Source organism: Salinispora mooreana, assembly GCF_000379065.1.
GTDB classification, from domain to species: domain Bacteria; phylum Actinomycetota; class Actinomycetes; order Mycobacteriales; family Micromonosporaceae; genus Micromonospora; species Micromonospora mooreana.
The window spans coordinates 4,799,211-4,819,426 of sequence record NZ_KB900614.1; the positions used below are offsets into that span (position 1 = coordinate 4,799,211).

Sequence of the window (20,216 nt, forward strand, 5' to 3'; positions counted from 1 at the left end):
CGCCCGGCATCGCCGGTCAGCTGATCTGGCGGGCGGCGGCGCGGCCGGCGACCCGGCCGGAGAAGAGACAGCCGCCGAGGAAGGAGCCCTCCAGGGCGTTGTAGCCCATCATGCCGCCACCACCGAACCCGGCGACCTCGCCGGCGGCGTAGAGGCCGGAGAAGGCGTCACCGTCGCGGGTTCGGCAGCGACCGTCCAGGTCGGTCTCCAGCCCACCGAGGGTCTTGCGGGAGAGGACGTTGAGCCGTACGGCGATCAACGGCCCGGCCCTCGGATCCAGGAGGCGATGCGGCGCGGCGACCCGTAGGAGTCGGTCACCGCGGTAGGCGCGGGCGGAGCGAATCGCCTTGACCTGGGCATCCTTGCAGAAGGTGTTGATGAGCTGATGGTCTCGTTCGGTGACGAGCGTACGGATCCGGTCGACCTCGATCGCCGGCACGTCCGGGTCGGCGATGCGGTTCATCCCGGCGACGAGGTCGTCGAGGATGTCCGCGACGACGAAGTCCTCGCCGTGCCGCTTGAACGCCTCGATCGGCCCGGGAGCACCGGCCCGCACCCGGGACAGCAGCAGCTTGAGGTCCTTGCCGGTGAGGTCGGGGTTCTGCTCCGAGCCGGAGAGCGCGAACTCCTTTTCGATGATCTTCTGGGTGAGCAGGAACCATGAGTAGTCGTAGCCGCTGTGGCGCAGGTGGCGCAGGGTGCCGAGGGTGTCGAAGCCGGGGAAGTACGGAGCCGGCAGCCGGTTGCCGGCGGCGTCCAGCCAGAGCGAGGAGGGGCCGGGCAGAATGCGAATTCCATGGTTCTCCCAGATCGGATCCCAGTTTCGTAGCCCTTCGACGTAGTGCCACATCCGGTCCGGGTTGATGATGTTGGCGCCGGCCTCCTCGGCGATGCCCAGCATCCGGCCGTCCACGTGGGCCGGCACTCCGGCCACCATCCGCTTCGGCGGGCTGCCGAGCCGCGCCGGCCACGCCCGGCGGATCAGGTCGTGGTTGCCGCCAATCCCGCCGCTGGTGACGATGAGGGCCTGGGCGCGGGCCTGGAACTCGCCGACCACGGTGCGGCTGCTCGGCCGGCCTCGCTCGGCCGTGGTCGGCTCCAGCCGGCTGCCGTGCACCCCGACCACCGCACCGGCTTCCACGAGTAGCCCGTCAACCTGATGGCGGAACGCGAACCGGATCCGGCCGGTGTCGGCGTGCGCCCGTACCCGTCGCTCGAACGGTTCCACCACCCCGGGACCGGTGCCCCAGGTGATGTGGAACCGCGGAACCGAGTTGCCGTGCCCACCGGGCCGGCCGTCTCCGCGTTCGGCCCAGCCGACCACCGGGAAGAAGCGATGCCCGTACTGCCGCAGCCAGGATCGTTTCTCTCCGGCGGCGAACTCCAGGTATGCCTCGGCCCAGGCACGCGGCCACCGGTCCTCCTCACGGTCGAACTGGGCGCTGCCGAACCAGTCCTGCCGGGCCAGCTCAAGGGAGTCCCGAACGCCCATCCGCCGCTGCTCGGGGCTGTCCACCAGGAACAGCCCGCCCAGGCTCCAGAACGCCTGCCCGCCCAGGTTCTGCTCCCCCTCCTGGTCAACGAGGAGCACACTCCGGCCGAGGTCTGCTGCCTCGGCGGCGGCGACCAGCCCGGCCAGACCGGCTCCGACCACGACGACGTCAGCTTCCACGGATGCCTCCTATCGGTGGGGGCGGGCATCGACCCGCTTCCGGGCCGATCGCGGGAGCGGGGCGGCGCCGGGGGTTGTCCCACCGTGCCGCAGCCGATCGGGCGACGCCACCAGTTCCGCGCTGGGTGAGCATGAGTATTGTCAACCCGCGCGGTTCGTGGTCGGTCGGGCCGGCTGGCAGTGCGAGGGGCGGTGACCGGGGTGGGCCTCGCGGAACGGCTGGTCGTATACCGAATGCTCACCGAGCGTAGCCCGACCCTCGTGGACGAGATGGTCGGCGCGGTGGTCGACCAGGTTCCGATCTACCGTGAACTCAGCGACACCCAACTTGGGGAGGTCACCGCCATCGCCCAGTGGGCCGTCACCCGGCTCACCGAGATGTGGGTTGACGGCACCCGGCTGAGCGCCCGGGACATCAGCCGCTTCCGGGGCATCGGCGCCACCCGCGCCACGGACGGTCGGCCACTGCTGGCGGTGCTGCGCGCCTACCGGGTCGCGGCGGCCGTCATCACGGACGCCGTCGCCGAGCATGCCCCGCCCGGGCTGACCGTCGCCGACCTCGCCGCTCTGGTGCAGGCCCTCGTCGCCGCGCTCGACGAGCTGTCCGAGGCGCTGGCCAACGGCTACCAGCACAAGGCCGCCGAGTTGATCACCGACCGGCGTCGACTGATCGACGAGTTTCTGCACGATCTGCTCGCCGGTCGCCAGACCTCGCCCGGCGCCCTCGCCGACCGTACCGAGCAGCTCAACGTCCGCGTTCCCGCCAGCTTCGGTCTTCTCCTCGCCGTCGGCGACCCGACGAGTCCGGAGACCCACCCGGCCCGCGTCGCCGCGCTCGTTGCGTCTCCAGCCATCGGCGCGGACCACGGCCCGGTCGACCTGGGTACCGGTGCGCTGCTGAGCACGGTGCGGGCCGGCGCGGGTGTCCTGCTGCTCCCGGACGAGCACGATCAGTCCGCGGTGGCGGCGGCCGTCGCCGCGGGCGGTTGGCGGGCCTGTCTGATCAGCGGCGCTTCCCCGGCGACCCTGCCCCAGGACTACCGGGCTGCGGTCGCCGCGCTCGAGCACGCACCCGTGGCGGCGTTCGCCCGCCGGACCGTGCTCGACCGCGGCGACGCGCTCACCGTTGCGGTACTGCACGGTGCGCCCCCCGTTGACCGTGCCGCCCTGCACGCCGCGGTCCTCGGGCCGGTGCTCACCCCCGCCAACGCCCACCTGCTCGAAGGCCTGCATGCGTACCTCACGCACGGGTCGGCGATCGAGGCCGCGACCGCGGTCGGACTGCACCCGCAGACCATGCGCCATCGGCTCCGCCGGCTCACCGAGCTCACCGGCCGCAGCCTGACCCACTCCTGGGACCGGCTCGTGCTCGCGGTGACGCACGCCTCACTCCCGCCCCCGGGGCGGTGAGCCGCCCGCCCCGCGGGCCTGGCTCCCACCCGCCGACGGCGCACCCTCAGCACGGCATCAGGGGGCGTACAGATGGCGCTCAGCCAAGGGTGGTGCACTGGAGGCCGGCGGCGCCGGAGCTTCAAGGAGGAGCGGCATGGGCTGGTTCAGTCGGAAGCGGTCGCGTACCTGGGGATCTGACGGCGTGCCGACGAAGCTCGACCGGGAGGGCACCCGCGCGGACCTGGTGGCGCTGGAGCAGTTCGTCGCCAGCCGGACCGGGGTCGAGTTCTACCTGGAGCCGGAGACGACGGCGACGGACACGACGGTGGTGGCGATCGCTCACGACGGTGAGTGGATCCGCCGTCGTACCAGGTCACCACGGGTTGCCGCGGAGCTTGCCCGCCGGCTGGCCCTGCCGCTGTACGAAGCGGCCAAGGTGGGCTATCCGGAGCGGATGCGCGCCTGGAACCGGGCCCACCCGGAACGGCGTCTTCGGTAGCCGCCGCACCTCCCGGGCCGTGGCTCCGGGAGGTGGTCGACTGTGGGTCTCCCCTCCCGTCGTTGACCGGGACGTATTGGTGTGGCAGAGTTCGCGGCCGGACGGCAGTGAAGGAAGCCGGTGTGAATCCGGCGCGGTCCCGCCACTGTCACCGGGGAGTGATCCTCCTTGTGGAGCCACGACCGTGCGTCGCGCGGTTGGAAGGCCGGGGGTGAGCATCGATCCGGGAGCCAGGATACTTCGGCCGTCGTTGCACCCCAGGGCGTGGATACCCGAGGAGGACCCGATGACGCGCAGCATCTCACCCATTGACATGTGTCGCATCAACCCGGCGGGTGGCGGTATGCCCGCGACCGGTCCGCGCGGTTGATCGCTGCCTGACGCGCTCAGTCGGCCGCCCGGTCGGGCGGCCCGAGACGGCGTCCGCGACGTCGAATCTTCTCCCGTTTCGCTGAGCTCGCACCTCGGCGCGGGCGTCACTCACCGGAGTTTGCCGTGCGCATTCTGCTGCTCTCCACCGCCGACACCGACCTGCTCGCCGCGCGGGCCAGCGGGGCCGACTATCGCCTGGCCAACCCGACCCGAGTAGCCGTTGACGGCGTCCCGGAACTGCTCGACGGCGTGGACCTGGCCGTCGTACGCCTGCTCGGCGGCCGAGCCGCATGGCCGGACGGATTGGCCGCGGTCCTCGCCTCGGACGTGCCAACGGTGGTGCTGGGCGGGGAGAGCGTCCCCGACGCCGAGCTGACCGCCGCCTCCACCGTGCCCTCCGGTGTCACCACCCAAGCCCTCTCCTACCTGGTCGAGGGGGGCCCGGAGAACCTGGCGCAGCTGGCCCGGTTCCTCTCGGACACGGTGCTGCTCACCGGTGAGGGGTTCGCGCCCCCCGCACCGACCCCGGCCTACGGGATGCACGGTGACTGGTCGACCGACCCGGACCGACCGACCGTCGGGATCGTCTTCTACCGCGCGCACGCGCTCGCCGGCAACACTGCCTTCGTGGACACGCTCGCCGACGCGGTGGAGGCCGCGGGGGGCAACGCGGCGCCGATCTTCTGCGGCTCGCTGCGCGGGCTGACCGCCGGCACCGGCCCACTGGAACTCTTCGCCCGCTGCGACGCGCTGCTGGTCACCGTGCTCGCCGCTGGGGGCACGGTGGCCGCCGACGCGGCCGGCGGTGGCGACGAGGACGCCTGGGACGTGGGCGCACTCGCCGCCCTCGACCTGCCGGTCATCCAGGCGCTCTGTCTCACCAGCACACGGGAGCAGTGGGCCGACAGTGACGCCGGGTTGTCTCCATTGGACGCGGCGATGCAGGTGGCGATCCCCGAGTTCGACGGGCGGATCGTTACCGTGCCGTTCTCGTTCAAACAGCTCGACGCCGACGGGCTGTCGGTCTATGCGCCGGACCCGGAGCGCGCCGCCAGGGTGGCCGGAATCGCCGTCCGGCACGCCCGGCTGCGGCACCTGCCGAACGCCGGCAAGCGGGTGGCGGTGGTGCTCAGCTCGTACCCGACGAAGCACTCCCGGGTCGGCAACGCCGTCGGCCTGGACACCCCGGCCAGTGCGGTGCGGCTGCTCACCGCGCTCGCCGCCGCCGGCTACGACCTCGGCGCAACGCCCGTACCGGACGACGGGGACGCCCTCATCCACGCGCTCATCGCCGCCGGCGGCCACGATGTCGAGTGGCTCACCCCCGAGCAGCTCGCGACCGCCAGCGCGCGGGTACCGCGGGAGACGTACCGGCGGTGGTTCGACGAGGTGCCGGCGCCGCTGCGCGCCGCCATGGTCAGCCACTGGGGGGAGCCGCCGGGGGAGCTGTACACCGACGGCGGTGACCTCGTCCTGGCCGGCCTGCGGTTCGGCAACGTGGTCCTGCTGATCCAGCCGCCCCGCGGCTTCGGGGAGAACCCGATCGCCATCTACCACGACCCGGACCTGCCCCCGAGCCACCACTACCTGGCCGCGTACCGGTGGCTGGCCGCCCCCGCCGCGGCGGGGGGCTTCGGCGCGGACGCTGTGGTGCACCTGGGCAAGCACGGAACTCTGGAGTGGCTGCCGGGCAAGGGCCTCGGGCTGGCCGCCGACTGCGCTCCGGACGCGGTCCTCGGCGACCTGCCGTTGGTGTACCCGTTCATCGTCAACGACCCGGGAGAGGGGACGCAGGCCAAGCGCCGTGCGCACGCGGTCGTCGTCGACCACCTGGTACCGCCGATGGCCCGCGCCGAGACGTACGGGGACCTGGCGAAGCTGGAGCAGCTGCTCGACGAGTACGCGACCGTGCAGGCGCTCGACCCGGCGAAGGTGCCCGTCGTCCGCGGGCAGATCTGGGAGCTGGTGCGCACCGCGGAGCTGCACCACGACCTGCACCAGTCGGAGATGCCGGCCGCCGACGACTTCGACGACTTCGTGTTGCACCTCGACGGCTACCTCTGTGAGGTCAAGGACGTGCAGATTCGCGACGGCCTGCACGTGCTGGCCGAAGCACCCGTCGGCGAGGCGCGGGTCAACCTGGTGCTCGCCGTGCTGCGTGCCCCGCAGGTGTGGGGCGGGACCCGGGCCCTGCCCGGCCTGCGGCAGGCCCTCGCCGCCAGCTACGGCCTGGACGAGTCCGCGCTGCTCGCCGCGCCCGGCGACCGGGTGCGGGTGCCGGCCGCGTTGACTGAGGTGGCTGACGGGCCGGCCGGCACCGCCGCCGACGCCGTCGACCTGATCGAGGGTCTGGCCCGGCGCCTCGCCCTCGGGATGGAGACGCTCGGCTGGCCCTCCGACCGGGCGCAGGAGGTCGTCGTCGAGGTCACCGGTCGGGCGATTCCGGAGGCCGCCGCGGTGCTGCGCTTCGCCGCCACCGAACTGGTGCCGCGGCTGCAGCGCACCACCGACGAGCTGACGCACACCCTCGCCGCCCTCAACGGGCGGTTCGTGCCCCCGGGGCCGTCCGGCTCACCCACCCGGGGCCTGGTCAACGTGCTGCCCACCGGCCGCAACTTCTACTCGGTTGACCCGAAGGCGATCCCGAGCCGTAACGCCTGGGATGTCGGCGTGGCCCTGGCTGATTCGCTGTTGAGCCGGCACCTCGCCGACACCGGGGTGTACCCGCGCTCGGTCGGGCTCACCGTCTGGGGCACCAGCGCCATGCGGACGCAGGGCGACGACATCGCCGAGGTGCTCGCGTTACTCGGCTGTCGACCCGTCTGGGACGACCGGTCCCGGCGGGTGACCGGGGTCGAGGTGGTGCCCCTGGCCGAGTTGGGTCGCCCCCGCATCGATGTGACCGTCCGTATCTCCGGCTTCTTCCGGGATGCCTTCCCGCACGTGGTGGCACTCGTGGATGACGCGGTACGACAGGTGGCGGCGCTGGACGAGTCGGCCGCGGACAACCACCTTCGGGCGCACGTGGCCGAGGACCTCGCCAGGCACGGCGACGAGCGCCGGGCCACCGCGCGGATCTTCGGGTCGAAGCCGGGCGCGTACGGGGCCGGGCTGCTGCCGCTGATCGACGCCCGGAACTGGCGCAGTGACGCCGATCTGGCCGAGGTGTACGCGGTGTGGGGTGGTTACGCGTACGGGCGGGGGCTGGACGGCCGGGAGGCCCGCGCCGACATGGAACGCGCCTTCGCGCGGATCGCCGTGGCGGTGAAGAACCAGGACACCCGGGAGCACGACATCGTCGACTCCGACGACTACTTCCAGTACCACGGCGGGATGGTGGCGATGGTCCGGCACCTCACCGGGGCCGCCCCGGCCGCATACGTCGGCGACTCGGCGATGCCGCACGACGTGCGGACCCGCACCCTCAGCGAGGAGACCCGTCGGGTGTTCCGGGCCCGGGTGGTCAACCCGAAGTGGGTCGCGGCGATGCGCCGGCACGGCTACAAGGGCGCGTTCGAGCTGGCGGCCACCGTCGACTACCTGTTCGGCTACGACGCCACCGCGGGTGTGGTGGACGACTGGATGTACGAGCGGCTCGCCGAGGCGTACCTGTTTGACGAAGAGACCCGGGAGTTCCTGGAGCGGTCCAACCCGTGGGCGCTGCGCGGCATGACCGAACGGCTGCTTGAGGCCGCCGACCGGGGGCTGTGGGCAAAGCCGGAGCCGAGCACCCTGGACCGGCTCCGGGAAGCGTATCTGGCCAGTGAGGGTGATCTGGAGGACCGCGGATGAGCACGACGAGTGAACCGGGCCTGCGGGTCCCACGGCCGTCGCGACCGGAGGTGCCCGGGGCGAACTACCCGTTCTCGGCCGTACTCGGCATGGCCGACATGCGCCTGGCGCTGCTGCTGAACGCGGTCCACCCGGCGATCGGCGGGGTGCTGGTGCGGGGCGAGAAGGGCACCGCCAAGTCGACCGCGGTGCGCGCCCTCGCCGCCCTGCTGCCGGCGGTGGTTCGGGTCGCCGGCTGTCGGTTCGCCTGTGATCCGCAGACGCCCGACCCCGGCTGCCCGGACGGGCCTCACCCGGCGGTGCCGGCGACCGAAACCCGTCCGGCCACGTTGGTCGAGTTGCCGGTCGGCGCCGCCGAAGATCGGGTGGTCGGCTCGCTCGACCTGGAGCGGGTGCTCGCCGACGGGGTCCGCGCCTACGAGCCCGGCCTGCTCGCCGCCGCCCACCGGGGGGTGCTCTATGTCGACGAGGTGAACCTGCTCCACGACCACCTGGTTGACCTGCTGTTGGACGCCGCCGCGATGGGGCGCTGCCACGTCGAGCGGGAGGGCGTGTCGGTCCGCCACGCGGCCCGGTTTCTGCTGGTCGGCACGATGAACCCGGAGGAGGGGGAGCTGCGTCCACAATTCCTCGACCGGTTCGGGCTGACCGTGGAGGTGACGGCCAGCCGCGACCCGGCCGTACGGGTGGAGGTGGTGCGCCGCCGGCTCGACGCCGACGCGGACCCGGCCGGCTTCGCCGCCCGCTGGGCTGGGGAGGACGCGGCGGTTGCCGGGCGGGTGGCGGAGGCCCGCGCCCGGCTGGACCGGGTGGTGTTGACCGACGCGGCACTGCGTCAGATTGCCGAGGTCTGCGCGGCGTTCGACGTGGACGGGATGCGGGCCGACATTGTCACCGCCCGGACCGCCGTGGCGCACGCCGCCTGGCAGGGCCGGGACCGGGTGAGCGCGGAAGACGTGCGGGTGGCCGCCCGACTCGCCCTGCCGCACCGTCGCCGCCGGGACCCGTTCGACCCGCCGGGACTGGACGAACAACGCCTCGACGAGGCGCTGAACCGGGCACAGGAGGAACATCCCGACGACCCGGACCACGACGGCGGCCCCGGCCGTGGTCCAGGGGATGACGTCGGCCCCGACGGTGGTCCGGGGGGCGGCACACCACCCGACGGTGGTCCGGGCGGGGGCAGCGGTCCCAGTGGTGCGGGCGACCCGGCGGGCGACACCGGGCCCGAGCCGGTCACCGGCTCCGCGGCAGACCTCCACTCTGGTGGCAGCGCCGACTCGATGGCTGATCCATCCGGTCCGGACCGACCCGCGGTCCCCGAAGACGGTGCCTCCCAGTCCGCGCATTCGAGCCGGGACGCGGATCCGAGCCGGGTCCCGCACCCGGTGGCCGCGCCACAGCTCGGGCTACGGGCGCGGTTGTTCACCGTGCCGGGCATCGGGGAGGGGGTGCCGGGCCGGCGGTCGCGGGCGCGGACCGGGCGGGGTCGCACCACCGGCGCCCGGATACCGGCCGGGCGCCTCGGTGCGCTGCACCTGCCGGCGACGGTTCGGGCCGCCGCCGGGCATCAGGTCGCCCGGGGACGGGCCGGTGGACCGCTGCGGTTACGCCCGGCCGACGTACGGGAGGCTGTCCGGGAAGGGCGTGCGGGCAACCTGGTGCTCTTCGTGGTGGACGCCAGCGGTTCGATGGGTGCCCGGCAGCGGATGAGTGCCGTCAAGGGCGCGGTGCTCGCCCTGCTCACCGACGCCTACCAGCGCCGCGACAAGGTAGCGGTGGTCGCCTTCCGCGGTGCGGGCGCGCAGGTCCTGTTGCCCGCTACCGCCTCGGTGCTCGCCGCCTCCACCCGGCTTGCCGAGCTGCCCACCGGCGGGCGTACCCCGCTCGCGGAGGGCCTGCTCGCCGCCGCCGAGCTGCTGCGGGTGGAGCGCCTGCGGGACCCCCGTCGGCAACCGCTGACCCTGGTCCTGACCGATGGTCGGGCCACCGCCGGCGCGGACCCGTTGCCGCGCGCCGCGCGGGCGGCGGCGGTGCTGCGCGCAACCGGCGCCCCCTGTGTCGTCGTGGACTGCGAGTCCGGCCCCGTCCGCCTCGACCTGGCTCGCCGCCTGGCCACCCAGCTGGCCGCCGCCCACCACCCCCTGCCCACCGTGACGACCGCCCCGCTGGCGGCGTTGGCGACCGCCGGCTTCGCCGCGGAGCGGAGCGTGCTCTGATGCCGCAGGGTAAACCGACGCACGTGCCGGCCGACGGGCTCACGACCCGGCAGCGGCGGAACCGCCCGCTGCTGATCGTCCACACCGGATCGATGAAGGGGAAGTCCACCGCCGCCTTTGGCCTCGCGCTGCGGGCCTGGACCGCGGGGCTGCCGATCGGGGTATTCCAGTTCGTCAAGAGCGCCAAGTGGCGGGTGGGCGAGGAGAGTGCCTTCCGCGCCCTCGGTGAGGTACACGAGCAGACCGGTCAGGGCGCCCCGGTGAGCTGGCACAAGATGGGTGAGGGCTGGTCCTGGATCCAGCGCGAGGGTGCGGCCGACCACGCCGCCGACGCCCGCGAGGGGTGGCGGCAGATCCAGCGCGACCTGACCGCCCAGCGGTACGGCCTCTACGTGCTCGACGAGTTCACCTACCCGATGAAGTGGGGCTGGGTGGACGTCGCCGAGGTGGTCGAGACCCTCACCACCCGACCCGGTTTTCAACACGTGGTCATCACCGGCCGAGCTGCCGACCCGCGCCTGGTGGCCGCCGCCGACCTGGTTGCCGAGCTGACCAAGGTGAAACATCCGATGGACGCCGGCCAGAAGGGCCAGAAGGGCATCGAATGGTGAGCGTCCCCTGGTCACTGCCGCGGGTCGTGGTCGCCGCACCGGCCAGCGGCCACGGCAAGACCACGATCGCCACCGGGCTGCTCGCCGCGCTGCGCCGTCGGGGCCACACGGTCAGTCCACACAAGGTCGGCCCGGACTACATCGACCCCGGCTACCATGCCCTCGCCGCCGGCCGACCCGGCCGCAACCTCGACCCGTGGCTGGTGGGGGAGGAGCGGATCGCCGGTCTGCTGCGGCACGGCGCGGCCGTACCCCGTCCCGCCGACATCGCGGTGGTCGAGGGGGTGATGGGGCTGCACGACGGTGCGGTCGGTCACCGCGGGTATGCCTCTACCGCCCACGTCGCCCGGCTCGTCGCCGCGCCCGTGCTGCTGGTGCTCGACACCACCGCCCAGGGGCGCAGCGCCGCCGCCCTGGCCCTCGGAATGGGCGCCTTCGACCCGGCGGTGCGAATCGGCGGGGTGGTGCTCAACCGGGTCGGTTCGCCCCGGCACGAGTCGTTGCTGCGCGAGGCCCTGGCCGAGGTCGGAGTACCGGTGCTGGGCGCGGTCACCCGCGCCGCCGAGGTCGCCGCCCCCGCCCGCCACCTCGGCCTGGTGCCGGTCGCGGAGCGGGCCGCCGAGTCGATCGCCGTGGTTGACGCGTTGGCCGACCTGGTGGGAGCGACGGTGGACCTCGACGCGGTGCTGGAGCTGGCCCGGAGCGCGCCGCCGCTGACCACGCCGCCCTGGGACCCGGCCGCCGCCGTCGGCGGCGTGGCCGGGTCCGACCGTCCGGTGGTCGCCGTCGCCGGTGGCCCAGCCTTCACCTTCGGTTACGCCGAGACGACCGAGCTGCTCACCGCCGCCGGTGGGACCGTCGTTTTCTTCGACCCGCTCCGCGATGCGGCGTTGCCGCCGGGTACCCGGGCGGTGGTTGTCGGCGGGGGCTTTCCCGAGGTGTACGTGGAGGCGCTCGCCGCCAACACCGGGCTGCGCGCCGATCTGGCCGCCTTCGACGGGCCGGTGGTGGCCGAGTGCGCGGGCCTGCTCTACCTGGGACGCGAGCTGGACGGGGTGCCGATGTGCGGCCGACTTGACCTGACCGGCCGAATGACCGGCCGGCTCACCCTCGGCTACCGGACGGCCGTCGCCGCCGCCGATTCGGTGGCGCACGCCGCCGGTGACCGGGTCCGCGGGCACGAGTTCCACCGCACCGGCACCGATCCCGGTCACGGTGAGCTGCCGGCGTGGCGCTGGGACGGCGCCGCGCACGGCTTCGTCGCGGGCCGGATCCACGCCTCTTACCTGCACACCCACTGGGCGGGCCATCCCCGAGCAGCCCAGCGGCTGGTAACGGCGGCGTCCGGGTGACCGTGACGCTGACCGGGGTCGGGGTGGGCCCCGGCGACCCCGAGCTACTCACTGTGCGCGCGGTACGGGTGCTGCGCGAGGCCGACGTGGTCTTCGTACCCGTGCTGGACCGGCCCGAGGGTGTCCTGGCCGCCGGCCGGGCCGAGACCACCATCGCCTCGTACGTCCCGTCGGAGCGGCTGCGCCGACTGCCGTTCGCCCTGGCCGACCGGGGCGGGGTGACCCAACGGCGGGAGCGCGCGTGGAACGCTGCCGCGCGGGCGGTCGCCACCGCCGTTGACGAGGGCGCCCGGGCACTGGCCTTCGCCACCATCGGCGACCCCAACGTCTACTCCACCTTCGGCTACCTGGCGCAGACCCTCCGCGAACTGCGGCCGGGGGTCGCCGTGCACACCGTCCCCGGCATCACGGCCATGCAGGAACTCGCCGCCAGAAGCGGAGTTCCACTCTGCGAGGGGCGGGAGCCGCTGACCCTGCTGCCGGCCACCGCCGGACTGGCGCTCTTCGCCGACGCGGTCGCCGGGCCGGGCACGGTCGTCGCCTACAAGGGGTGGCGGCGGCACCCGGAGCTGCTGGCCGAGCTGCGCCGGCAGGGTCGACTCACCGACGCGGTGCTGGGCAGCGGGCTGGGTCTGGCCGACGACCGTGTCGGTCCGGCCGCCGAGGCCGGCGACGAACCGCCGTATCTGTCGACACTGCTGGTCCCGGCCCGCCGGGACCGCCGAGGGGGGAAACTGTGAGCGGCACCGTCTGGTTCGTGGGTGCCGGGCCTGGCGCGGCAGATTTGCTGACCCTGCGCGCGGCCCGGGTGATCGCCGCCGCCGACGTGGTGGTCTGGGCGGCCAGCCTGGTCCACGCCGACGTGCTGGCCCATGCCCGACCGGACGCCGAGATCGTCGACTCATCGCGGTTGCCGATGGAGGGGGTGCTGCCCCTGTTCCGGCGGGCCGCCGCCGACGGGTTGACCGTGGCCCGGATCCACTCCGGCGACCCGGCGCTGTGGGGCGCGGTGCAGGAGCAGCTCGACCTGTGTCAGGCGCTCGGGCTGGCCGTGGAGATCGTGCCGGGGGTCTCCTCGTTCACCGCGGTCGCCGCCCGAGTCGGTCGGGAGCTGACGGTTCCCGAGATCGCGCAGTCGGTCATTCTCACCCGGCTGGAGGGTGGGAAAACGCCGATGCCGCCGGGTGAGCGGGTGCGCGAGTTCGCCCGACACGGCACCACGATGGCGTTGTTCCTCTCCGCCGCGCGCTCCGGCCAGGTGCAGGCCGAGCTGCTCGCCGGGGGGTATCCGGCGGACACCCCGGCGGTCGTGGCCTATCAGGTGACCTGGCCGGACGAGCTGGTGGCGCACTGCACCGTCGGCACCCTCGCGGCGACGGTCAGGAATCATCGGCTCTGGAAGCACACCCTCATCCTGGTCGGGCCGGCGCTGGAGGCTGCCGGTACCCGTTCGCACCTCTACCATCCGGGGCACTTCCACGGTCACCGGCGGGCGGAGCCGGCCGCGCGGGCCGCCCTTCGTCGGGAGCTCACCGATCGGGCGGATCGGCCGACCTGATGGCCTACGACATGCCGCCGTTGCGCGAGCCGGACCTGCCGCGTACCGCGAAGGTCCGGCCCGTGGCTCTGCGTACCGGCTGGACCACCGGCGCCTGTGCGACGGCCGCGACGAAGGCCGCGCTGACCGCCCTGGTCACCGGCGTGGTGCCGGCGCAGGTCGAGATCGGACTGCCGGCCGGGCGGCGGGTGTGTTTCCCGGTGGCCCGCTGTGCCCGTACGGCTGGCGGCGCCGAGGCAGTGGTGATCAAGGACGCCGGCGACGACCCGGACGTCACCCATGGCGCCGAGCTGACCGCCACGGTCGGCTGGCGGCAGGTCCCCGGACTGGACCTGGTGGGTGGGCCCGGGGTGGGCACGGTGACCAAGCCGGGGCTGGGACTGCCGGTCGGCGGACCGGCGATCAACGACACCCCGCGCCAGATGATCGGCGCGGCGGTCGCCGAGCTGGTCGACCTGGCCGTCCTTGGCGTCCGGGTGGTGATCAGCGTCCCGCGCGGCGAGATCATGGCTCGGAAGACCACGAACCGTCGGCTCGGCATCCTCGGCGGTATTTCGATCCTCGGTACGACCGGCGTGGTCAGACCCTTCTCCACCGCGTCCTGGCGGGCCAGCGTCGTGCAGGCCGTTCAGGTGGCGGCTGCGCAGGGAGAGTCGACAGTGGTGCTGTGCACGGGCGGGCGGACCGAGCGGGCCGCCCGAGAGCTGCGGCCGGAGCTGCCCGAGGTGTGCTTCGTGGAGGTGGGTGACTTCACCGGTGCGGCGGTCACCGCCGCGGTCACCCACGGACTGTCCGGGGTGGCCTTCGTCGGCATGGCCGGCAAGCTGGCCAAGCTCGCCGCCGGGGTGCTGATGACCCACTACACCCGCTCCAAGGTGGACCTGTCGCTTCTCGGCGCCGTCACCGTCGAGGCGGGCGGCACCGCTGAGCTGGCCGCCGCCGTCACCGCCGCCAACACCGGTCGGCACGCGTACGAGCTGTGGGAGGCCGCCGGCCTGCTCGGTTCCGCCGGCGACCTGCTCTGCGGTCGGGTCCGCGCGGTGCTGCGACGCTTCGCCGGGGAGGCCGTCGCCGTTGATGTGGCGATGGTTGACTTCACCGGGGTGCGGTGCGTGGCCGCCAGCGGGCGGTGGGCCCGGTGACCGGTACGTCGGGTGCGGGTTGGCGGAACGCCAGCGCCGGCCACCCCGATGACTCCGTCGTCGCCGGTGGTTCCGTTCTCGGAGCGCCGGTGGTGACGGTGGCCGGTGTGGATGCCGCCGGTAACCCGGCGCACCCCACCCTCGCCGCCGAGCTGGTGCGGGCGGGGCTCGTGGTCGGTGCGGCCCGGCACCTGGCGGCTGCGCCGGTGCCGGCTGGCGTGGAGACGGTCGTGCTCGGTCCGTTGGCGCCGGCCCTGGAGCGGCTCACCGCCGCGGTTGCCGCTGGCACCCCGGCCGTCGTCCTGGCCAGCGGTGATCCAGGCTGCTTCGGGATCGTGCGGCGGCTGCGGGCGGCCGGGCTGCCGGTGCGGGTGTTACCGGCGGTGTCCAGCGTCGCCGCCGCGTTCGCCCGGGCCGGGCTCTCCTGGGACGGGGCGGCCGTGGTCAGCGCCCATGGCCGGGACGCCCGGGAGGCGCTCAACGCCTGCCGCGCGCTGCCCCGGGTCGCGGTGCTCACCGCGCCGGGCGCGGGGGCCGCGGAGCTCGGTGCCGGCCTGGCGGGCTGGTCGCGTCGTCTGGTGGTGGCCGAGCAGCTCGGCACCGACGCCGAGCGGGTCACCTGGACGACCCCGGCGGCGGCGGCGGCCGGTAGCTGGACCGATCCGCATGTGCTGCTGAGCCTCGCCCCCGGCCCGGTCGGGGCGGCCCGGGTGGACAACCAGCCGGCTGCCGCCCCGGCCGCCGGGTGGGCGCTGCCCGAGGGGGCGTACCGGCACCGCGATTCGATGATCACCAAGGCGGAGGTACGGGCGCTGGTCGTGGCCGGGCTGCGGCCCCGGCTCGGCCGGCTGGTGTGGGACGTGGGTGCCGGCAGCGGCTCGGTGGGCATCGAATGTGCCCTGCTCGGCGCGGCGGTCGTCGCGGTTGAGCGGGACCCCGCCGCCGTGGACCTGGTTCGCGGCAACGCCGCTCGGCACGGCGTGGACGTACGGGTGGTAGCCGGTGCCGCCCCGGCCGCCCTGGCCGGGCTCCCCGACCCCGACGCGGTCTTCGTCGGCGGGGGCGGCACCGGGGTGCTCGCCGCGGTGGCGGCCCGCCGGCCGGCGCGGGTACTCGTCGCGCTCGCCGCGCTGGACCGGGTCGCGCCGGCCCGGGACGTGCTGCGGGCCGCCGGCTACACGGTCAACGGTGTCCAACTCTCCGCCGCCCGCCTCGCAGATCTGCCCGGCGGGTCGATCCGTCTCGCGGCCACCAATCCGGTGGTCGTCCTCACCGGGGAGCTCCTGTGAAGCACGTCGAATGCACCGAGGCGCGGTCGCGTCGGATCGGGCTGGTCGCGGTCACCGCGGCGGGGCGCCGGCACGCCCGTGTCCTCGCCGATGCCTGGCCGCAGGCCCGGCTGCTGGAGGCGGAGAGCGCCGCCGCCGGACTCCGGGCCGCCTGGTCGGAGTGCGACCAGATCGTCGCGTTCCTGGCCACCGGAGCGGTGGTCCGCCTCCTCGCGCCGCTGCTCGGCGACAAGCACCGCGATCCGGCGGTGGTGACGGTGGACGAGGCGGCCCGGCACGCGGTGGCCCTGCTCGGTGGGCACGCCGGCGGTGCCAACGCGCTCGCTGCCGAGGTCGGGGCGCTACTCGACGCGGCCCCGGTGGTCACCACCGCCACCGACGCGGTCGACCTGCCTGGCCTGGACACCCTGGGCTGGCCGGTCGAGGGGGCGGTCGCCGCGGTGAGCCGGGCGATCCTGGACGGTGAACCGGTCACGGTGGTCGCCGACGCGCCCTGGCCACTGCCGGCACTGCCAGCCAACGTCCACGTCGCCCCGGCCGGCCCCGCCGGTGCCCCTGCGACGGGCTATCGGGTGCTGGTCACCGACCGGATCGTGCCCCTGGACGGGCGAACCGTCGTGCTCCGGCCCCCCTCCCTGGTCGCCGGGGTCGGGGCGAGCCGCGGCGTGCCCGCCGCGGAGGTGCGTGCCCTGCTGGATCGGGTGCTCGCCACCGCGGGCCTCAGCGCGGCGAGCCTGCGCTGTCTGGCCAGCGCCGACATCAAAGCCGATGAGGACGGTATTCGCGCCACCGCCGACACGCTGCGGATACCTCTGAGGACCTGGTCCGCCGCGGAACTGGCGACGGTTGCGGTGCCTAATCCCAGCGAGGTGGTTCGCGCCGCGGTTGGCACGCCGAGCGTCGCGGAGGCCGCGGCGTTGCTCGGCGGGGACGCCGAACTGCTGGTGGCCAAGACCGCGACCGCGATGGCGACCGTCGCGGTCGCCCGGCACGCGCCGCGCGGCCGGCTCGCCCTGGTCGGCCTCGGACCCGGTGCGGCCGACCTGCGTACCCCCGGGGCGGTGACCGAGCTACGGCGGGCCGCCGTCGTGGTCGGTCTGGACCAGTACCTGGACCAGATCCGCGGCCTGTTGCGCCCGGGGACCCGGGTACTCGCCAGCGGGCTCGGCGCCGAGGAGGAGCGGGCCCGGTCCGCCGTCGCCGAGGCCACCGCCGGCCAGGCCGTCGCCCTGGTCGGATCCGGCGACGCCGGGGTGTACGCGATGGCGAGCCCTGCCCTGGAGTACGCCGACGAGCGGGTCGATGTGGTCGGCGTGCCCGGGGTGACCGCTGCCCTCGCGGCGGCGGCCCTGCTCGGGGCGCCGCTGGGGCACGACCACGCCTACCTGAGCCTCTCCGACCTGCACACCCCCTGGGAGGTCATCGCCCGTCGGGTGGCCGCCGCGGCGCAGGGGGACTTCGTCGCGGTGCTCTACAACCCGCGTAGCCGGAACCGGGACTGGCAGTTGCCGGCGGCGCTGCGGCTCTTCGCGGAGCAACGGGCACCGGAGACACCGGTCGGCGTGGTCCGCAACGCCAGCCGGGACGGGCAGCGGGTGCACCTGGCCACCCTGGCCACCCTCGACCCGGCGATCGTCGACATGTACAGCGTCGTGGTCGTGGGCAGTAGCCAGACGCGCCGGATCGCCGGTCGGATGGTCACCCCGCGGGGCTACCGGTGGCGGGCATGACCGGCGCCGCAGCGGTATTCGTTGGCGCCTGCCAGGGCTGTGGAGCCTGTCTGTTGACCTGCCCGACGCACGCCATCCGGCCGGTCTCCGGCGGCCTCGTCATCCGGGCCGACCGCTGCACGGGTTGCCTGGAATGTCTGGAGATCTGTCCGGTCGGCGCCATCCGCGCCGCCGGCCCTCGACACCTGGAGGAGCCGATGGTCATCACCCCGGTCAACCCCGCACCTGAGCGGGAGGACGGATGAGCCGGCGGGTGCATCCGATCGAGGTGGAGTCGTACCGGATTCTGCGGGAGCGGGTTGACCTCCGGCACCTGTCGCCGCTGACCCGCGCGGTCACCGAGCGGGTGGTGCACGCCAGCGCGGACCTGAGCTACGTGACGGATCTGGTCTGTGACGAGACCGCGCTGGCCGGCGGGCTGGCCGCGCTCCGGTCCGGTGCCCCGGTCGTGGCCGACGTGGCGATGGTCGCCGCCGGGATCACCGGCCGGGCGACGGTCTGCCCGGTTGCCGAGGCGGGCACCGCCCGGCTGGCCCGGCAGGCCGGGATCACCCGCTCGGCCGCCGCGGTGCGGATCGCCCTGGACCGGGTGGGGCCCGGGGCGGTGTGGGTGGTCGGCTGCGCGCCCACCGCGCTGACCGAACTGCTCGCCCTTCAGGCCCGGCCGGCTCTGGTGGTCGGCCTGCCGGTGGGCTTCGTCGGCGCCGCGGAGTCGAAGGCCGCGCTGCGGATCAGCGGTCTGCCGGGAGTCTCGAACCGGGGCGAGAAGGGCGGGTCGGCGGTGGCCGCCGCCGCCCTCAACGCCCTGCTCTATCTGGAGGGGGAAGAGTGACCGCATTGGTCATCGTCGGGCACGGTACCCGCAGCGCCGAGGGGGTGGCGCAGTTCGCCGCGCTGGTCGAGCGGGTGCGCACCTGCGCCGGCGGTACGGTCGGCGACGTCGAGGGCGGCTTCATCGAGTTGTCTCGGCCGCCCCTGACCGACGCCGTCGGCGCGCTCGTCGAGCGGGGGCACAAGGCGCTGGTGGCGCTGCCGCTGGTGTTGACCGCGGCCGGGCACGGCAAGGGCGACATCCCGGCCGCACTGGCCCGGGAACAGCAGCGCCACCCCGGCCTGTCCTACGCCTATGGCCGTCCGCTCGGTCCGCACCCGATGCTGCAGACCGCCCTTGCGGAGCGGATCGACGCGGCGCTGGCCGGTGCGGATCGGGCCGGCACGTGGGTGGCGTTGATCGGGCGTGGCTCCACCGATCCGGACGCGAACGCCGAGGTTGCCAAGGTGGCTCGGTTGTTGTGGGAGGGTCGGGGCTACGCGGGCGTTGAACCGGGCTTCATCTCGCTCGCCGAGCCGTCCGTGCCGGCGGTGCTGGACCGGCTGCGCCGGCTCGGGGCGCGACGGATCGTCGTCGCCCCGTACTTCCTGTTCGCCGGGGTGTTACCGGATCGGATCCGGGCCCAGGCGCGGGAGTTCGCCGCCGCCCACCCGGAGCTGGACCTGCGGATGGCGGATCTGATCGGCGACTGCGACGCCCTCGCCGACCTGGTGTTGGAACGCCACGCCGAGGCGGTCCGCGGCGACATCCGGATGAACTGCGACACCTGTGCGTACCGGGTGTCGATGCCGGGCTTCGTCGACAAGGTGGGTCGGCCGCAGACCCCGCACGACCACCCGGACGACCCGGTGGGTGGGCACAGTCACCCGCACCCGCACCCACATGCGCACGCGCACGCGCACGCGCACGCGGACCCACATGCGCACCCGCACGCGCACGCGCACGCGGACCCCGAGCCCGCGTTGCGGCCGGGTGCGGTGGCGATCGTCGGAGGCGGGCCGGGCCCGGCGGATCTGATCACCGTCCGGGGCCGGGCGTTGCTGGAGGTCGCCGACGTGGTGGTGGTGGACCGGCTCGCCCCGCAGGGCCTGCTCGCCGGATTACGCCCGGGGGTGCGGGTGGTGGATGCGGCGAAGTCACCCCGGGGGCCGTCCGTCGGGCAGGACGCCATCAACACCGTACTGGTCCGGCACGCCCGCGCCGGGCGGCGGGTGGTCCGGCTCAAGGGTGGCGACCCGTACGTCTTCGGGCGCGGGCACGAGGAGGTGTTGGCCTGCGCGGCGGCCGGGGTGCCGGTGACCGTGGTGCCGGGGGTGACCAGCGCGGTGGCGGCGGCGGCCCTGGCCGGGGTGCCGGTCACCCACCGCGGGACGGCGCACGAGTTCACCGTGGTCTCCGGGCACCTACCACCCGGGCATCCGGACTCGCTGGTCGACTGGGCGGCGCTGGGCCGGGCCCGGGGCACCCTGGTGGTGCTGATGGGGGTGGAGACGATCGGCGCTGTCGCCGCGGAGCTGATCGCGCACGGGCGCGCCCCGGGCACCCCCGTCCTCGCCGTGCAGGATGCCGGCCTTCCCGGGCAGCGCTCGTTGCCCGCGCGCCTGGATGAGATCGCTGCGGCCGCGGCTCGGGCGGGCGTGTGCCCCCCGGCGGTCTTTGTGATCGGCCCGGTCGCGGCGTTCGCCGCGGAGCCGGTCCTGGCCGCGTCGGGCCATTGAGCTGACTCCCGGTTGGCGTCCGCCGCGCAGGTGACCCA

Annotated in this window: 15 protein-coding genes and 1 riboswitch; of the genes, 14 read left to right on the forward strand and 1 reads right to left on the reverse strand. The window is 74.3% G+C overall.

Features of this window, described 5'->3' with window-relative positions:
- Window positions 1-16 precede the first annotated feature (16 nt).
- Entirely contained in the window at window positions 17-1,672 is a 1,656-nt protein-coding gene (locus tag SALPAC6_RS0123005) for an FAD-binding dehydrogenase (RefSeq protein WP_018255666.1), read from the reverse strand.
- A gap of 201 nt (window positions 1,673-1,873) precedes the next feature.
- Here SALPAC6_RS0123005 and SALPAC6_RS0123010 point away from each other — a divergent pair, with 201 nt between their 5' ends.
- From SALPAC6_RS0123010 to cobA, 14 genes are all read left to right on the forward strand, one after another.
- Entirely contained in the window at window positions 1,874-3,082 is a 1,209-nt protein-coding gene (locus tag SALPAC6_RS0123010) for a PucR family transcriptional regulator (RefSeq protein ID WP_018255667.1), read from the forward strand.
- Window positions 3,083-3,218: 136 nt separating this feature from the next.
- Window positions 3,219-3,563, forward strand: a complete 345-nt coding sequence (locus tag SALPAC6_RS0123015; protein WP_018255668.1) for a hypothetical protein — start codon at window positions 3,219-3,221, stop codon at window positions 3,561-3,563.
- 110 nt (window positions 3,564-3,673) lie between these two features.
- A riboswitch (cobalamin riboswitch) is annotated at window positions 3,674-3,804 on the forward strand.
- Window positions 3,805-4,058: 254 nt separating this feature from the next.
- On the forward strand, window positions 4,059-7,727 hold the full coding sequence (gene cobN, locus SALPAC6_RS0123020) for a cobaltochelatase subunit CobN (RefSeq protein ID WP_018255669.1): 3,669 nt from the start codon (window positions 4,059-4,061) through the stop codon (window positions 7,725-7,727).
- On the forward strand, window positions 7,724-9,946 hold the full coding sequence (locus SALPAC6_RS0123025; RefSeq protein ID WP_018255670.1) for a VWA domain-containing protein: 2,223 nt from the start codon (window positions 7,724-7,726) through the stop codon (window positions 9,944-9,946). Before cobN ends, SALPAC6_RS0123025 begins: the two co-directional genes overlap by 4 nt.
- Complete coding sequence (gene cobO, locus SALPAC6_RS0123030) at window positions 9,946-10,557, forward strand: cob(I)yrinic acid a,c-diamide adenosyltransferase (RefSeq protein WP_018255671.1); 612 nt, start codon at window positions 9,946-9,948, stop codon at window positions 10,555-10,557. The genes SALPAC6_RS0123025 and cobO overlap by 1 nt, the downstream gene beginning before the upstream one ends.
- Window positions 10,551-11,909, forward strand: coding sequence for a cobyrinate a,c-diamide synthase (locus tag SALPAC6_RS0123035; protein ID WP_018255672.1), 1,359 nt, complete (start codon window positions 10,551-10,553; stop codon window positions 11,907-11,909). The genes cobO and SALPAC6_RS0123035 overlap by 7 nt, the downstream gene beginning before the upstream one ends.
- Window positions 11,906-12,649 carry a precorrin-2 C(20)-methyltransferase gene (gene cobI, locus SALPAC6_RS0123040; RefSeq protein ID WP_018255673.1) on the forward strand — a complete coding sequence of 248 codons (744 nt, stop codon included), beginning with the start codon at window positions 11,906-11,908 and terminating at the stop codon, window positions 12,647-12,649. The genes SALPAC6_RS0123035 and cobI overlap by 4 nt, the downstream gene beginning before the upstream one ends.
- Window positions 12,646-13,467 carry a precorrin-4 C(11)-methyltransferase gene (cobM, locus tag SALPAC6_RS0123045; RefSeq protein ID WP_018255674.1) on the forward strand — a complete coding sequence of 274 codons (822 nt, stop codon included), beginning with the start codon at window positions 12,646-12,648 and terminating at the stop codon, window positions 13,465-13,467. The genes cobI and cobM overlap by 4 nt, the downstream gene beginning before the upstream one ends.
- Window positions 13,467-14,609: a cobalt-precorrin-5B (C(1))-methyltransferase gene (locus tag SALPAC6_RS0123050; RefSeq protein WP_018255675.1), complete on the forward strand. Its 1,143-nt coding sequence runs from the start codon at window positions 13,467-13,469 to the stop codon at window positions 14,607-14,609. The genes cobM and SALPAC6_RS0123050 overlap by 1 nt, the downstream gene beginning before the upstream one ends.
- Window positions 14,576-15,898 carry a bifunctional cobalt-precorrin-7 (C(5))-methyltransferase/cobalt-precorrin-6B (C(15))-methyltransferase gene (locus SALPAC6_RS0123055; RefSeq protein WP_018255676.1) on the forward strand — a complete coding sequence of 441 codons (1,323 nt, stop codon included), beginning with the start codon at window positions 14,576-14,578 and terminating at the stop codon, window positions 15,896-15,898. Before SALPAC6_RS0123050 ends, SALPAC6_RS0123055 begins: the two co-directional genes overlap by 34 nt.
- The gene (cobJ, locus tag SALPAC6_RS0123060; protein ID WP_018255677.1) at window positions 15,895-17,628 is read left to right on the forward strand and encodes a precorrin-3B C(17)-methyltransferase; all 1,734 of its coding nucleotides are present in this window, start codon (window positions 15,895-15,897) and stop codon (window positions 17,626-17,628) included. The genes SALPAC6_RS0123055 and cobJ overlap by 4 nt, the downstream gene beginning before the upstream one ends.
- On the forward strand, window positions 17,616-17,873 hold the full coding sequence (locus SALPAC6_RS0123065) for a 4Fe-4S binding protein (protein WP_026189997.1): 258 nt from the start codon (window positions 17,616-17,618) through the stop codon (window positions 17,871-17,873). The genes cobJ and SALPAC6_RS0123065 overlap by 13 nt, the downstream gene beginning before the upstream one ends.
- Complete coding sequence (locus tag SALPAC6_RS0123070) at window positions 17,870-18,460, forward strand: precorrin-8X methylmutase (RefSeq protein WP_018255679.1); 591 nt, start codon at window positions 17,870-17,872, stop codon at window positions 18,458-18,460. Before SALPAC6_RS0123065 ends, SALPAC6_RS0123070 begins: the two co-directional genes overlap by 4 nt.
- A complete protein-coding gene (cobA, locus tag SALPAC6_RS0123075) occupies window positions 18,457-20,178 on the forward strand; it encodes a uroporphyrinogen-III C-methyltransferase (protein ID WP_018255680.1) in 1,722 nt (573 codons plus the stop codon). Before SALPAC6_RS0123070 ends, cobA begins: the two co-directional genes overlap by 4 nt.
- Window positions 20,179-20,216 lie beyond the last annotated feature (38 nt).